The 14,583-nt window shown below is 56.6% G+C and carries 12 protein-coding genes and 1 pseudogene; 2 read left to right on the top strand and 11 right to left on the bottom strand.

What is annotated here, in order from left to right:
- Positions 1 to 670: 670 nt before the first annotated feature.
- The 3 genes from NTX71_00240 to NTX71_00230 all read right to left on the bottom strand — a co-directional run bounded on the left by NTX71_00240 (position 671) and on the right by NTX71_00230 (position 2,182).
- Positions 671 to 793 carry a hypothetical protein gene (locus tag NTX71_00240; protein MCX6338332.1) on the bottom strand — a complete coding sequence of 41 codons (123 nt, stop codon included), beginning with the start codon at positions 791 to 793 and terminating at the stop codon, positions 671 to 673.
- Positions 794 to 1,224: 431 nt separating this feature from the next.
- Positions 1,225 to 1,710: a deaminase gene (locus NTX71_00235; GenBank protein ID MCX6338331.1), complete on the bottom strand. Its 486-nt coding sequence runs from the start codon at positions 1,708 to 1,710 to the stop codon at positions 1,225 to 1,227.
- 262 nt (positions 1,711 to 1,972) lie between these two features.
- On the bottom strand, positions 1,973 to 2,182 hold the full coding sequence (locus NTX71_00230) for a hypothetical protein (protein ID MCX6338330.1): 210 nt from the start codon (positions 2,180 to 2,182) through the stop codon (positions 1,973 to 1,975).
- 326 nt (positions 2,183 to 2,508) lie between these two features.
- Between NTX71_00230 and NTX71_00225 the strand changes: the two genes are divergently transcribed.
- Positions 2,509 to 3,594: a D-alanyl-D-alanine carboxypeptidase gene (locus NTX71_00225; GenBank protein MCX6338329.1), complete on the top strand. Its 1,086-nt coding sequence runs from the start codon at positions 2,509 to 2,511 to the stop codon at positions 3,592 to 3,594.
- 83 nt (positions 3,595 to 3,677) lie between these two features.
- Positions 3,678 to 4,055: a flavodoxin family protein gene (locus NTX71_00220; GenBank protein ID MCX6338328.1), complete on the top strand. Its 378-nt coding sequence runs from the start codon at positions 3,678 to 3,680 to the stop codon at positions 4,053 to 4,055.
- A gap of 64 nt (positions 4,056 to 4,119) precedes the next feature.
- Here the strand turns inward: NTX71_00220 and NTX71_00215 are convergent.
- The 8 genes and pseudogenes from NTX71_00215 to dnaA all read right to left on the bottom strand — a co-directional run bounded on the left by NTX71_00215 (position 4,120) and on the right by dnaA (position 14,112).
- Positions 4,120 to 4,266: pseudogene (locus NTX71_00215) on the bottom strand (7-cyano-7-deazaguanine synthase).
- Between the two features lie 250 nt (positions 4,267 to 4,516).
- The gene (gene serS / locus NTX71_00210) at positions 4,517 to 5,788 is read right to left on the bottom strand and encodes a serine--tRNA ligase (protein MCX6338327.1); all 1,272 of its coding nucleotides are present in this window, start codon (positions 5,786 to 5,788) and stop codon (positions 4,517 to 4,519) included.
- A gap of 176 nt (positions 5,789 to 5,964) precedes the next feature.
- The gene (gyrA, locus tag NTX71_00205; GenBank protein ID MCX6338326.1) at positions 5,965 to 8,463 is read right to left on the bottom strand and encodes a DNA gyrase subunit A; all 2,499 of its coding nucleotides are present in this window, start codon (positions 8,461 to 8,463) and stop codon (positions 5,965 to 5,967) included.
- A 122-nt stretch (positions 8,464 to 8,585) separates the two neighbouring features.
- Positions 8,586 to 10,994 (bottom strand): DNA topoisomerase (ATP-hydrolyzing) subunit B, encoded by a 2,409-nt coding sequence (gene gyrB, locus NTX71_00200; GenBank protein ID MCX6338325.1) that lies wholly within the window; start codon positions 10,992 to 10,994, stop codon positions 8,586 to 8,588.
- The gene (locus NTX71_00195; protein MCX6338324.1) at positions 10,995 to 11,297 is read right to left on the bottom strand and encodes a DUF721 domain-containing protein; all 303 of its coding nucleotides are present in this window, start codon (positions 11,295 to 11,297) and stop codon (positions 10,995 to 10,997) included.
- Positions 11,298 to 11,345: 48 nt separating this feature from the next.
- Positions 11,346 to 12,440 carry a DNA polymerase III subunit beta gene (gene dnaN / locus NTX71_00190; protein MCX6338323.1) on the bottom strand — a complete coding sequence of 365 codons (1,095 nt, stop codon included), beginning with the start codon at positions 12,438 to 12,440 and terminating at the stop codon, positions 11,346 to 11,348.
- A gap of 61 nt (positions 12,441 to 12,501) precedes the next feature.
- Complete coding sequence (locus tag NTX71_00185; GenBank protein MCX6338322.1) at positions 12,502 to 12,729, bottom strand: hypothetical protein; 228 nt, start codon at positions 12,727 to 12,729, stop codon at positions 12,502 to 12,504.
- 27 nt (positions 12,730 to 12,756) lie between these two features.
- Positions 12,757 to 14,112, bottom strand: a complete 1,356-nt coding sequence (gene dnaA, locus NTX71_00180; GenBank protein MCX6338321.1) for a chromosomal replication initiator protein DnaA — start codon at positions 14,110 to 14,112, stop codon at positions 12,757 to 12,759.
- Positions 14,113 to 14,583: the final 471 nt, after the last annotated feature.

Below are 14,583 nucleotides of genomic sequence, written 5' to 3'. Positions count from 1 at the left end.
ATGGGATGGATGCTGCCTGCCCAGCCTCCGCCACGGATATCTGCAAAAAGAGAGATCGAAATGTAGTACAGACCTTTGGGATGTGATTGCTGTATCCCAACGAGTTAGGAGTTTGTATATGCCCCAGTTGCGAAAGTCGGGATAAAAGTGTTCCTGTAGCCGTTTTTGAATAACGGCTCAAGCGAGTTCTGTCTTATAAAAGTGCAAAACTACAGTTTACTAATGCAAACCCACACAAAACGAAAGAGAACCCTATTTCTTAATTACGCGCACCCAGTTGGTGAAGATATTAATCGGTTATCCGCCATTTCGGGACCGAAGAAGAGGAAACCCAGCGAGAGCTTATCGACATCACTCAAACGGGAACACGCGCCGCCAGTCGGCCTTCATGCTCACCACCACCCCAGCGGTCCTCACTCACACGACCCGTTGCCCCATCGCTCACCCCTTATTCGCCCAGGCCGACTGGCGGTGGTCGACGACGTCGATCGCCTTTTCCCGGAACAGGGAGAGGGACTTGATATCGGACCCGCTCAGCCACATCTCCACAAGTTCAGCGACTTACAGAACAATGTGAACGTAAGTCGCATGAAATTGCCGATCCCGAATCCGCCTTGGCGGGTGAGGGACCTTATTGTGGATCTCAAGCCCTGCAAGGGGCTAGCGGTCTTCAAGATATATCTTGTCCCGTTACTTGCTGGTCAATGTCCACAACCTGCTTCCTCTTGTCACGCCGCCGGGCCATTTTCTCCTGGGCCTTTTGCATGCGCTTGAGCTCTTTCTGACGTTTCATAAAACTCTCCGGACCGCGCCTTCCCATCGCACACCTCCTTTCGTAGACGTTGTAGCCGTTCAGCTCGCTCCGAACCTATCGCCTGATAAATCAGGCATATTGCGCAGGGGACGAATTACTCCTCAACATCTCCTCCATGAAGCAATTTTATACAGCATCCAGCCAGAGCACAATGCCTTCGATGAACGAATATTGTACTACGCTGTTGGTGCTGGGGGAACCGCCAAATCCGGCCGTCGGTTTCCACGAATTCACGCCTCGGGTGAGCCGAGCATTTGAAACGGGGAACAGCTCCAAGCCAGTATGGTCAAAGCGCCGCCACTCGGCTGGATAAACAGTGAACCTCCCCCGAGAGCGCGGCGCACGGCGCAGGAAGTTAAATGAAGAGCGCCGAGACAACCGCCGCGGGGAGCGCGTTGCATGCGGAAGGCTTACGGCGCACCGTGTAGCGATTTTGCCCGGCTGCCCGGCGAGAGGTCTTTCCTCTCCTCGACGGTTATTCCCGCCTTCTTGAGGCACTCGCGGGCGAGGCCGAAGTTGTAACAGTCGTCCTTGATGAATTTGAACTCATCCGCCACCACAAGACGGGAGAGGCCCGCTTCAATGACGACCACCGCGCAGGGGGCACAAGGGAACCACTCTGAGAGGTACATGGTCCCTCCCCTCACAGACACCCCCGCCTCCGCCGCGCGGCATACCGCCCTCACCTCGGCGTGCACGCCGGGGCAGTGACGCATATTATCCGGCGTAATCGGTCCCCCAAGCTGGCACCTGGTGTGTTCTCCCGCGCGGCACGGAGGGCCGTTCCATCCGATGACACACTCCCCCGCAGGGGTTTCTATGACCGCTCCGATATGGATGTTCTTGCAGGTGCTCCTTGAGCGCGCCTCGGCCAGGAGCTTGCGTATATCTTTCATACGGAGCAATACTATACCACAGCGGCCGCCAGCGCCTCAGATTAAACTATGCCTGCCCTGTCCGCAGTGATGCGCATACCGGTGTTTAATTATAAGGGCCCTGTAGCGCACCCTTAAGGGTGCGCTATGGTGTCCGGGGAAGCCCATACTTATACCAGCACCACAGTCTGCGGTGGCGCCATGTCAACATGCGGAACAATGAGCCTGGACGTCCGCCGGCACCCGCGAGACACTACTCCGGCCCCTCGGCGATGCTGCCCCCTCACTCTTTCGCCGCCCTCACCTTGCACGCCGCCTCGGGCGAGTACCCCAGCAGGATACGCCCCAGCCTCTTGTGTCCGCAACGGAGATAACCCTCCCTCCAGGCAGAGCAGACTCTTTTGAGGCACTCGGGGTACGCCGCCTCCAGTTCCTTGAACAACCCGTTGAAATCGCTCACCGCCTTTCGTGCCGCTTCCTCATCCCAGTCCATATCCCTCCTCCTTTCAGGCGCTTCGCACCCTACACGGACGCGGCGCCATATATTCCTTCACCTTATGAGACGAAGTGAGTCGGCATTTTATTCCACAAAAATAGCGCCGACGGACGCCCACGCTTCATCGACCATCCCGAGGACAAATCCCGTTCTCTTGTTTTCAGTGAGCCATTTCCAAACGGCACTGGAATACGCCCCAGGCTACCCACAAAAAACGGGAGAGACCCAATCATCAGCGCTGACAGGTTCCTACCCCGCGGCATTTATGCTAGAATGTGCGGCCCGTGACAACCGGGAGGACAACTACCTCACAGGGAGATGCCATGAAGAAGACAATTATGCTGGCCGGCGCGCTGCTTCTGCTGTGTCAATTCGCAATCCCCTCAGCCTCTGCTAAATCACAGTCGGGCTCGGGCCGCGCGAGGATTCCCGACCGGACGGGCACACCGTACCTCGGGGCCATCGTGGTCAACGCGGAGACCGGCGAGGTCGTCTTTGAGGACAATGCCGACGCAACATGTTACCCCGCGAGCATCATCAAGCTGATGGATCTCTTGCTGATCGAGGAAAAGATACAGCAGAACACGCTCAAATTGAGCGATAATGTCCCCGTTACGGCGGAAGCCGCGCGCACCGGCGGTTCCGAGGTGTGGCTGAAGGAGAAGGAGGTATTCCCCTTCGAGGAGCTCCTGTACGCGCTCATCGTCCAGTCGGCGAACGACGCCGCAGTGGCGCTCGCCATCCACATTGCCGGATCAACCGAGTCGTTCGTGGGCACGATGCAGGGAAAGGCCGACGCCCTTGGCATGAAGCAGACTAAATTTCACACTGTTCATGGATTGCCGCCGGCCAAGGGGCAGGAGCCGGATGTCAGTTCTCCGCGAGATCTCGTGATGCTCGCGCGCGAACTCCTCAAATACCCCGATGCGCTCCGGTACACCTCCACCCAGGCGCGCGGTTTCAGAAACGGGGCAATGGAGATGCGCAGCCATAACCACCTTCTTGGAAGTGTTGACGGCTGCGACGGACTGAAGACAGGCTACTTCAAACTCGGCGGGTATTCAATCGTCGCCACCGCGAAGCGCGGCGGCACCCGTTTCATCGCCGTGGTCGTGGGTTCGAAAGAAAAGAAAGTACGCGACGCGAAAGCGCGGGAACTATTATCCAAGGCCTTCGCCAAGGCCCCTCCCAAACCTGCCGCCACTCCCGCGCTGGAAGCGGGCTCCCGGCAGGCGCAGGCAGCGCGGCGGCTTCCCAAGACGGAAAAGCCAGCCAGGCCAGGAGCGGCGGCAAAAAAGATTTTCCTCCTGGTCATTGTCGTCGTATTGGGGGCCACGCTCTACTGCGTGTGGCGCCGGAAAGGGACTCCGCCATCGCCTCCTCCCGGCGTCCATTACCAGTTAAAATAGCTGTCGCGCCCCTGGATGGGAAATACCGGACGATGCCCATCGGCTATGCAATAGAAATTTTACAATGAGCGGAGAATGACCCCATGAAGGCGATCGCCATCAACGCGAGCCCCAGGATGAACAACGGCAATACCGCACTCATTCTGAACCCGTTCATCGAGGGGATGAGAGAAGAAGGTGCGGAGGTTGAACTTGTCTATGCGCGCACGTTCACCATCAACCCGTGCCTCGGCTGCTTTTACTGCTGGCTCAAAAAACCGGGTGAGTGCTGCCAGAGGGACGACATGGATACACTCAATCCGAAGCTGCGCGCGGCGAGAGACGCGGGCCGCCAGCTCGTGAGAGAAGGCAGGATCGCCCCCGAAACGCTGCGCGCAGTGGGCCGCGAGCTCATGCCTTTGGAGAGCTACGTGAAGAGGGTAAACAGCCGTTTCCACGAGCTACTCACGCAACGCGGGTGAAATATGCTCTTCATGAACACCACTGGCTGAGGTGAATAGATCTGCTGGGGCGGGGGAGCTTACCTCAGCAGACAGGCCTTGTCTCGTACGCTATCGGGTCTTCGTATCCCGCCTGTTGGAATCCGCGGAGTCGGAGGGCGCAACTGGCGCACACACCGCAGGCCCTCGGGCCGTTGCTCTTGTAGCAGGACCAGCTCAAATGGAGGGGCGCGCCATTGCCGCGCACACGCAGCTGTCCATGCCGCCGCTCATAAGACACACCGCACGTTTCCGCGTCACATCCAAACCCTCAGGTGATCCTTCTTGCGCACCTCCCGCTGACGGAGGTGGAGGAGAACTTTCTTTTTACGGCCGGTCTGCCTGCCCGATGGCGAAGTCATTTGAACCCCGTGAGCGTGCAATAGCTCGCGCGTGCATGGAATTATGTATCGGTTCTGGAGGGAACTCATCACGCTGCACAACTACCTGATTGCCTCAACGCCCCCCATGTAGGGAACGATCACCTGGGGAACCTTGACGCTCCCATCTTCCTGTTGGTAATTTTCAAGTATCGCGAGATAGGTTCGCGCGAGAGCTACACCGGAACCGTTGAGGGTGTGGGGGTAGAAGGTGCCCTTTCCTTCTTTCTTCTTGCACCTGATAGCCGCTCTCCTGGCCTGAAATTCCTCGCAGTTGCTTATCGATGCCACCTCGAGCCATTTCCCGATTCCGGCCGCCCAGACTTCTATGTCGTAGGTCTTGCTTGAGGCAAAGCTGATCTCCCCCGCGCAAAGCTCCAATACCCGGTAGGGAAGCTCCAGGAGTTTCAGGACCGACTCTGCGTGGAGGAGCATCTGCTCGAGCGCGTTGTATGAATCCTCAGGCCTTGTAAATTTCACCATCTCAACCTTGTCGAACTGGTGGACACGTACTAGGCCTCGCGTGTCCTTACCGTATGATCCCGCTTCTCGCCTAAAGCACGGCGTGTACGCTACATAACTGATCGGGAGCACGCGCTCATCAATCATCTGTTCCCGGTGGATGTTGATGAGGGGCACTTCTGCCGTGGGAATCAAGAAAAGGTCGTCCTCCTCGCAAAGATACATGTCCTTTTCCAGCTTTGGGAGCTGGCCTGTGCCTTTCATCGAATCGCGCTTCACCATATACGGGGGTATAATCTCAATGTAGCCATGTTCATTCACATGTAAGTCAACCATGAAGGTATAAAGTGCCCTCTCGAGTTTTGCTCCAAGGCCTTTATAGAGAAGGAAATTTGACCCACTCATCCTAGATGCGGACTCAAAGTCAAGGATCTTCAGGCATTCACCTATCTCCCAGTGGGGCAACGGATTAAAGTCGAACTTTCGGATCTCCCCATAAAGCTTGACATGTCTATTATTATCACTACATCCCCCACTTGGGACAGATATATGCGGTATATTTGGGATAGCGTATAATAGCTGCGCTAGCTTACTATCTAAATCCCCCACAATTATTTCTAGTGCCTTTATCTTATCAGACAATCTTTTCGCTAAGCTTAGTTGAGATCCATCAGCTCCCATCCCCAATCCCTTTTTAATTTCGCTTGATAACTGCTTGAGCATGTTTCTTTTTAATTCAACCTCCGTCATATTTCTTCTTAATTCTTCATCGAGCTTGCACAATTCATCGATCACTTCCCATGACTTACCCCTCTTGGCAAGTTCAGCCTTAACTTTCTCAGGGTCTTTTCTAATCAACTTAATGTCAAGCATAACACACCTTTTGTATCTCGCCGGTCATTGCGAGGGAGTGAAACGAGCGAAGCAATCCCCCGTGAAAACCAGCGACGAGGTTGCTTCCTCCCGCTCTTGCATGACGATAATGAGGAAGCTTGGACTCGCAATGACACTCCAAAGCCCACACTTTGTGCTGCGCAATGCTACTACAGTCAAGATGACGGCTCGCTACCGGTAGGAATCCCCTCAATAGCCGCTGCGTTTTCAGCGCTCGCTCCACCATTCCCCTCATCGCTGATCACCTTGGCGACAGACGAAACGCGGTCTCCCTCCTCAAGCCTCACCACCCGAACCCCCTGGGTGGCCCGCCCGATCGTCGATATCTCCTTCACCGCCGTGCGTACCATCATGCCGTTCGCCGTGATCATCATGAGCTCATCGTCGTCACGCACGCTGATCGCCGACACGACGAGGCCGTTTTTCTCGCCTGTCTTCATCGCGATGATCCCCTTCCCGCCGCGGGACTGCTTGCGGAATTGAGAGAACTCAGTCCGCTTCCCGAATCCCCTCTCCGCAACGACGAGGAGCGCGGCGGTATTGTCCACAATCTCCATGGCAACGACTTTATCCCCGCTCTTGAGCGAGATTCCCCTCACCCCTCGAGCGCCGCGGCCCATCTCGCGCACATCTTCCTCGCTGAATCGTATTGATTGGCCACAACTCGTCGCGAGGAGCACCTCGCTGTGTCCCTCCGTCAGCTTCGCGTTGATGAGGCGGTCGCCCTCATCCACACCTATCGCAATGATCCCCCCCTTGCGGGGCCTGCTGAACGCAGGCAGCGCCGTCTTTTTGACTACCCCCCGCCCGGTAGCCAGGATGACGAACCGCCCCTCGGTAAATTCCCTCACCCGCATGAGCGCGGCCACCCTGTCGCTCGAGGGAATGCTGAGAAGGTTGGCGATCGCCTTCCCCTTTGACTGTCGCGACCCCTCGGGAATCTCATACGCCCTCAGCCAGTGGACCATCCCCCGCTCGGTGAAAAAAAGAATGTAGTCATGGGCAGACGCGCTGAAGAGGTGTTCGACAAAGTCCTCTTCCTTCGTCTCCATCGCAGCCACCCCCCTGCCCCCGCGACGCTGCTGCCGGTAGGCGGTGGTCACTACCCGTTTGATGTACCCCCCATGGGTGATCGTGATGATCGACGCCTCATCGGCGATAAGGTCCTCAATCTTCAATTCAACCCCCGCGTCAACTATCTCCGTGCGCCTCTCGTCGCCGAGTTGCCCACAGACCCCTTCCAGCTCCTGCACGATGATGTCCAGCACCTTGCGCTCACTCTCGAGTATGGACCGGAGATGGGCGATCCGCTTGATCAGTTCCACGTACTCTTTCTCTATTTTGCTGACCTCGAGATTGGTCAGCTGGTACAGGCGGAGATCGAGGATCGCATTGGCCTGGACCTCGCTCAGCGGGAACTTCGAGAGGAGTCCCTTCCGCGCGTCTTCGCGGTCCTTCGACCCCTTGATAATCGCGATGACCTCGTCCAGGCGGGCGAGGGCGATCTTGAACCCCTCGAGGATATGCGCGCGTGCCTCGGCCTGCGCGAGTTCGTACCTGGTGCGCCTGATCACCACTTCCTTGCGGTGGTCAATGTAGCACTGGAGCAACTGCCCCATCCCCATCATGCGCGGCTGGCCCTTGTCGAGCGCGAGGAGGATGATCCCGAAGGTGATCTGGAGCGGCGTGTGCTTGTAGAGCTGATTCAGCACGAGCTGCGTCTCACCCCCGCGCTTCAGGTCCACCACTATACGCATCCCCTCCTTGTCCGATTCGTCCCGGATATCACTGACACCCTCGATCCTCCCATCCTGGACAAGCTGGGCGATGATCTCTATGAGATTGGCCTTATTCACCATGTAGGGGATCTCGCTTATGACAATTGACTCCCGTCCCCCCTTGTGGCTCTCGACGGCAACCTTGCCGCGGAGCTGGATATGGCCCCTCCCCCTCGTGTAGGCCGAATGGATGCCCTCCCTCCCGTAGATGATCCCCCCCGTCGGGAAGTCCGGCCCCGGGAGCAGCTTGATAATCTCGCTCACCGCCGCGTTCGGTCTGGCGATCATCAGCTTGACCGACTCCGTGATCTCCCTCAGGTTGTGCGGGGGGATGTTGGTGGTCATTCCCACTGCGATACCTGAAGAGCCGTTGCAGAGGAGGTTCGGAAATTTTCCGGGGAGGATGGAGGGTTCCTTGAGCGTCTCATCGTAGTTGGGCGCGAAGTCCACGGTGCGCTTGTCGAGGTCCTCGAGCATCGCGGCGGCGGCATGGCTCAAGCGCGCCTCGGTGTACCTCATCGCGGCGGGGGGGTCGCCGTCAACCGACCCGAAATTCCCCTGGCCCTCAACGAGCAGATAGCGCATGTTGAAGTCCTGCGCGAGGCGGACGAGTGTCGGGTAGATCACCTGTTCGCCGTGCGGGTGGTAGTTGCCCGAGGTATCACCGGCGATCTTCGCGCACTTCCGGTGCTTCGCGGGGGGGAGCAGGTGCAGGTCGTTCATCGCGACCATGATGCGCCGCTGGGAGGGCTTCAAGCCGTCACGGGCATCCGGGAGCGCTCTCGAGATGATCACGCTCATGGCATAGCTCGTGTACGACTCTCGCATCTCATCTTCGATATCGCGTAATGCCAGTTTTCCTGACTCGTCAATCATAGGGTACGTCTTGCCATTATTAACTCTGCGCCAGTTGGTTGCCTCTCGCCTGCCATGCAATGCCCCTCGCGTTTCTCAGTCTGAAACGGGGGCCCTCCGCGGCGTCGGACCGCAGAATGGGACTATATATCCAGGTTCCTCACATGGAGCGCGTTCTGCTCGATGAACTTCCTGCGGGGGGCAACATCACTCCCCATCAAGACGGTGAACATGCGGTCTGCGGCAACGGCATCCTCGATCGTCACCTTGAGCAAAGTTCTCCGCTCGGGATCCATGGTCGTTTCCCAGAGCTGCTCGGGATTCATCTCTCCCAACCCCTTGTACCGCTGGATACTCAACCCCCTCTTCCCCACGTCCCTGACCGCATGCAGGATTCCTATGATCGAATGGATGCGAATCGCGCCCTCGCTGCCTGACTGCAACTCAAAGACCGGCTTTTTTGAATCGCCCAGGCACTCCAGGTTGAGCCCTGCCTTTCCGAGGGATTCCAGGACCCGCGAGAGCTCCCGCGCCTCATAGAGCTCCAGCACCTCGATCCCGTGCTCCTCCCTGGATGCCGCAGCCCCCTCAGTGAGAATTTCCAGATCCCGCCCGCGCTTCTTCTCTTCCTCAGCGGTGAGCCTCGCCAGCTCCTCGTCAGAAAAGAGATACCGCTCCTCACCATTGCTCCTCACCTGGTAGAGGGGGAGCCGGTTGTTTTTCTTGTCCCGGTGGGCCATGTACTCGTCGAACTTAACGCCCTTGCGTTTCAGGATGCCCGAGAAGTATTCGAGCTCAATGAGCAGATCAAGAATTCCCCTCAATTTCCGACAGTCAAACTCCCTGCTGTCTTTCAGGCTGACGAGCTTCACATCCTCGCAGCCGAGATCGAGGAGGATGGAGTTCATCTCCCTATCGTTTTCAACATACCGCTCGGTTTTCTTTCTCTTGATCTTATAGAGCGGTGGCTGGGCGATATAGACGTATCCCTGCTCGATCAACGGCCGCATCTGCCTGAACAGGAATGTGAGCAACAGCGTCCGGATGTGGCAGCCGTCTATATCGGCGTCGCACATGAGCACCAGCTTATGGTACCGCAGTCTGGCGATATCGAAATCCTCCTGGCCGATTCCCGTGCCCACGGCGGTGATGAGCGTCCGTATCTCCTCGTTGTTCAACACCTTGTCGAGCCTCGCCTTTTCCACATTGATCAATTTTCCCCTCAGCGGAAGTATCGCCTGGAACCGCCTGTCACGCCCCTGTTTCGCCGAACCTCCAGCGGAATCCCCCTCCACGATGAAGAGCTCGCTGCGCGCCGGATCCCTCTCCGAGCAATCAGCCAGCTTTCCCGGCAGCGACAGGCCGTCCAGTGCGCCCTTCCTCCTCGTTAGGTCGCGCGCCTTCCTCGCCGCCTCCCTCGCTCTCGACGCGAGCAGGCACTTCTCCACAATCCCCCTCGCGTCCCCGGGGTTTTCCTCGAGAAACTCAGCCAAGCCCTCGTTCACGATTGACGCGACGATCCCCTCCACCTCGCTGTTCCCCAGCTTCGTCTTCGTCTGGCCTTCGAACTGCGGCTCTTTGACCTTCACGCTGATGACCGCCGTGATCCCCTCGCGTATATCCTCACCGCTCATCGCCCTGTCGCTCTCCTTGGAGGAGCCCGCCTGGCGCGCGTAGGCGTTCACTGTACGGGTGAGGGCCGACTTAAAGCCGCTCAGGTGCGTGCCGCCCTCTATCGTGTTGATGTTGTTGGCATAGGAGAATATCGCCTCCGTGTACCCATCGTTGTACTGGAGCGCGATTTCCGCTTCAACATCCTCCCTGCTGCTGTGCAGGTACACCACCTTCTTGTGCAGGCACGCTTTATTCTCGTTGAGGTGCTGGACGAATGAAACGATCCCCCCCTCGTACTTGAACGCGTTCTCCTTCTCGCTCTTCTCGTCCTTGAGATTGATTTCGATGCCCGCGTTGAGAAATGCGAGCTCTCTCAGCCGGTTGCAGAGCGTGTCGTAGTTAAACTCGGCGACCGCGAATATCTTGGGGTCGGGTTTGAAGGTGATCTTGGTTCCCGTCTTGCTGCTCTTCCCGATCACCTGGAGCTTGGAGGCGGTCTTACCCCGCTGAAACTTCTGACTGTAGATATGACCATCCCGCCTGACCTCTGCCTCCATCCACTCGCTCAGGGCGTTCACACAGGACACCCCCACGCCGTGAAGTCCCCCCGACACCTTGTACGCCTCATGGTCAAATTTTCCGCCCGCGTGGAGGGTGGTAAGGACGACCTCGAGCGCGGGCTTCTTCTCGGTCGCGTGTTCATCAACGGGTATTCCCCGCCCGTCATCGATAACCGTCACCGAGCCATCAACGTGGACGCTCACGTCTATTCTCTTGCAGTAGCCCACCATGGCCTCGTCGATCGAGTTGTCAACCACCTCATAAACGAGGTGGTGCAATCCGCGGGGACCGGTGTCCCCGATGTACATCGCCGGGCGCTTGCGCACCGCCGCGATGCCGTCGAGGACGATGATGGTTCTCGCATCGTACTTGGGCATTTAAATCTCCCCAATCCTGAACCGGATGTGCTTTATGCCTTTGCCCCCCGGCTCACTGTGTATCTGCTCGAGCATCTTCTCCTTGAAGAAGTTGCTGAGCTCCGACAGCCACACCGAGGAGTCCACGTTTACCACCAGAGTTCCCCCCCTCACCGCCACCGGCCTGCAATGCCGTGCGATCTTCGATCCGACGAGCCGCTCCCAATCCTGGGCGATACGCGCCACCCGCACCCTGTGCTGGAGGCCGAGCTTTTTCAGGACGCCGCTGAGCACATCGCTTATGGCGACTGCCTCTTTAGACATACGGAGCTGCTCCCTTTCGGACCGAGACGCTGATTCAGGGACGCGGGCTCAGGAGAGCCTGATCGGCATGATCACGTAGAGAAATGACTTCCCGCTCCTCACCACGCCTGGGTTCAGAGCGTCGGTAAACTCGAAGGTGATCTCCTGCTCCTCAAGGTTTTTAAGCACATCGATCAGATAGTGCGGGTTAAATGCGATGTCGACTTCCTCCCCACCATACGATATCGTCATCTCCTCGCGGGCCTCACCCACGTCCGGCGTATTGGTGCTCACAATGAGCCTGTTCTTCTTCAAAGCAATCTTGACCGAGTTCGACTGCTCACTGGTGAGCAGGGCCGCTCTCCTCACTGCAGAGAGGAGCTCCTCACGGCCCAGTATCAATTTGTGTTCGGATCGCTGCGGGACGACCTGTTGGTAGTTCGGAAAGTGCCCCTCGATGAGCCTGGTTACCAGCGAGCAATCATCCCTGCTGAAGGCGACCTGATTTTCTCCCAGGAAAAGCTCAACGTCGCCCTCGGCCCCAAGGATCCTCCCCAACTCGAGGACAGCCTTCGTGGGGACAATGATCCCCCTGTCGATACCCTCGGGCACCGCGGCGGCTATCTCACAGAGGGCGAGACGCCTCCCGTCCGTAGCGACGGCGGTAATGCACCCCTTTGAGAGCATGAGATACAGCCCATTGAGGACGTAGCGGCTCTCATCGTGGGATACCGCATAGTGCGTTTTACGAATCATCTCGCCCATAGCCCCCTGGGGAACCTTCAGAGAACGGTTCTTGCGGAAGTCGGGGAGCGGCGGGAACTCGTCTTTAGGCAGGCCGAGCACCTTGAAATACGACGCATCATACATGATGGTGACCTCTTTCTGATCAGATGCCTCCATCACGACCTCGCTGACGGGGAGCTCGCGCAGAATGGCGAGGAGGCGCTTCGCGGGTAACGTTATGGCACCCTCCTTTATGATCTTCGCCTTTACCCGCTTCCTCATCCCCACCTCGAGATCCGTGGTCGTGAGCACAAGCTCCCCCTCACAAGTCTCGAGGAGCACGTTCGAGAGTATCGGGAGCGTTCCCTTACCGCTCACGATACTCTGGACGATTTGGAGTCCTTCGAGAATCTCATCTTTAGCACATTTAATTTTCATAACCCCTCCGTTTAGTAACTAACATATCCCAGATATATAAACTAAATTCATTTTGATATATCTAAAAGTAGTAGTAGTAGTAGTGTGTATAACTCGATCTTGGAGAAAAACCGATCACCTCCATCAGACACAACATGATGCAATCTGCTCTCCCGGTTGAAGATACTTGTTCGCTCTGTATTTCATCGAGCCGAGCGTGGGCCTGTGGATAACCGGCGTATATCCTGTTGTGTAAATGCCCCTTCACGCCCAGAGCCTCTCGCGTGATACGGCATGCCAGTTTATCCACAGGTTATCAACAAGCTAGTGCACATAATTAATCCTTCAGATGGCGTTCGAGATACGTGATAATCTTCCTCAGTCCCTCATCTTTTTTGAGGCGGGCCTCAATGGATCTGGTAGCGTACAGTACGGTCGTGTGATCCCGCCCCCCGAAGGCCTCCCCGATCTCGGGCAGGGAAGACCCTACAAGCGTTCTCGCGAGATACATCGCGATCTGCCGCGGGAAGGCTATGGACTGGGGCCTCTTCTTGCTCATCATATCAGATACGCGGATATCGAAATACTCCGCAACCTTCTTCTGGATGGCCTCCACCGTGACCGATTTTGCATCTTCGCCGCTGACCATATCGCCGAGTATCGCTTCAGCGATCTCAAGATTCATGGGGGCCTTCATGAGGGAGCTGTACGCGGACAGGCGGCTCAGGGCGCCCTCGAGCTTTCGTATGTTCGATTTTATCTTGGAGGCGATGTAGAAAATTACCTCATCAGGCAATACAATTCTCTCCTGTTCCGCCTTTTTGCGCAGTATCGCGACGCGCGTTTCTATGTCGGGCGGTTGAAGGTCCGTCACGAGACCCCATTCGAAGCGGGATACGAGCCTGTCTTCAAGATTTGGAATCTCCTTGGGGGGCCTGTCACTGGAGAGGACAATCTGTTTGTGAGCGTCGTAGAGGGTATTGAAGGTGTGGAAAAACTCTTCCTGGGTCTGTTCCTTACCACCGAGGAAATGCACATCATCGATCAAAAGGATGTCAACATTTCGATACTTATTCCTGAACTTGATCGTGGTTCTGTTCTGTATGGCGTCAATGAGCTGGTTTGTAAATTTCTCGCTGGAGATATAGATGACGTTTGATTCGACGAATTTGTTGAGAATATAGTGCCCGATTGCCTGCATGAGGTGGGTTTTCCCGAGTCCAACCCTTCCGTATATGAAGAGCGGATTGTAGGCCTTTGCCGGTGATTGAGCAACGGCGATCGAGGCTGCATGGGCAAAGCGGTTGCTTGGCCCTATCACGAAGGTATCAAATGTATATTTCTGGTTGAGTTTGAGTTCGGAGCTGAAGAGCCTGTTCCTCGTGAACGAAATCCTGGGCCTCTGTGATTGCGTGGATGGAGTGGATTCCTTGAGATCCGACTCTTCTTTTATGACAAAGCGTACGCTCACCGGTGTGTTCATGAGCTCGCTCGCATTCAGTTCGATCGAGTTCCGATAGTGCTGGCTCAACCAGTCGCTGAAGAGCTTGTTCGGGACCTCGAGCGTGAGGCAGCCCTGTTCAATCTGCTTTGCACGAACCGGCTGAAGCCACGTCTGAATTGTCTCTTGATTCAGGCCCCTGGCGAGCTTTTCTATTACATTTCTCCACAACGCTCCCGCGGAATTATTCACAACAACCCCCTGTATAAGTATAGACGATTTGAGACGGGCCTGTGAAGGTAAAAAGAAGCGTTGCGGTAACCCCTCAGTTATAGGGGGGAAACAGTATGGACGATCATCCACTGATTTCACGGATGAGCACGGATTTTATTAATGGGAGTGCCTAATCTTTTACCCATCCACGCGCTGTCATTGCGATCCCGCAAAGCGGGAGAAGCAATCCGCGTAGCGTCGCGAGTCCCGAAAGCCTTCGGGACGTGGCGATCTATCCCAGATCCCTCGCTACGCTCGGGACGACCCTTCGGGTCGGATTGCTTCGTCGTCCCGCTTAGCGGGACTCCTCGCAATGACGTGTCAAACATTTCCTGCTCTCAGTAATAAACGGGTTATCAGTGTCAATCCGTGCCTGCACACCGGAGTGCGTTTTGGCACGCAGGCGTGTCAATCCGTGGATGAAAACACTGAGTGGAGTGAATTAGCGCC

Source organism: Candidatus Auribacterota bacterium, from assembly GCA_026392035.1.
Lineage (GTDB): Bacteria > Auribacterota > Tritonobacteria > UBA1439 > UBA1439 > JAPLCX01.
Note: the sequence above shows the minus strand (reverse complement) of the source record. Positions and strands in the feature narration are given on the sequence as shown.

What these genes read in the sequence shown, in the direction of transcription:
- NTX71_00240 (MCX6338332.1), bottom strand. Translation starts at nt 793, where the DNA reads ATGAAACGTCAGAAAGAGCTCAAGCGCATGCAAAAGGCCCAGGAGAAA.
- NTX71_00235 (MCX6338331.1), bottom strand. Translation starts at nt 1,710, where the DNA reads ATGAAAGATATACGCAAGCTCCTGGCCGAGGCGCGCTCAAGGAGCACC.
- NTX71_00230 (MCX6338330.1), bottom strand. Translation starts at nt 2,182, where the DNA reads ATGGACTGGGATGAGGAAGCGGCACGAAAGGCGGTGAGCGATTTCAAC.
- NTX71_00225 (MCX6338329.1), top strand. Translation starts at nt 2,509, where the DNA reads ATGAAGAAGACAATTATGCTGGCCGGCGCGCTGCTTCTGCTGTGTCAA.
- NTX71_00220 (MCX6338328.1), top strand. Translation starts at nt 3,678, where the DNA reads ATGAAGGCGATCGCCATCAACGCGAGCCCCAGGATGAACAACGGCAAT.
- serS (MCX6338327.1), bottom strand. Translation starts at nt 5,788, where the DNA reads ATGCTTGACATTAAGTTGATTAGAAAAGACCCTGAGAAAGTTAAGGCT.
- gyrA (MCX6338326.1), bottom strand. Translation starts at nt 8,463, where the DNA reads ATGATTGACGAGTCAGGAAAACTGGCATTACGCGATATCGAAGATGAG.
- gyrB (MCX6338325.1), bottom strand. Translation starts at nt 10,994, where the DNA reads ATGCCCAAGTACGATGCGAGAACCATCATCGTCCTCGACGGCATCGCG.
- NTX71_00195 (MCX6338324.1), bottom strand. Translation starts at nt 11,297, where the DNA reads ATGTCTAAAGAGGCAGTCGCCATAAGCGATGTGCTCAGCGGCGTCCTG.
- dnaN (MCX6338323.1), bottom strand. Translation starts at nt 12,440, where the DNA reads ATGAAAATTAAATGTGCTAAAGATGAGATTCTCGAAGGACTCCAAATC.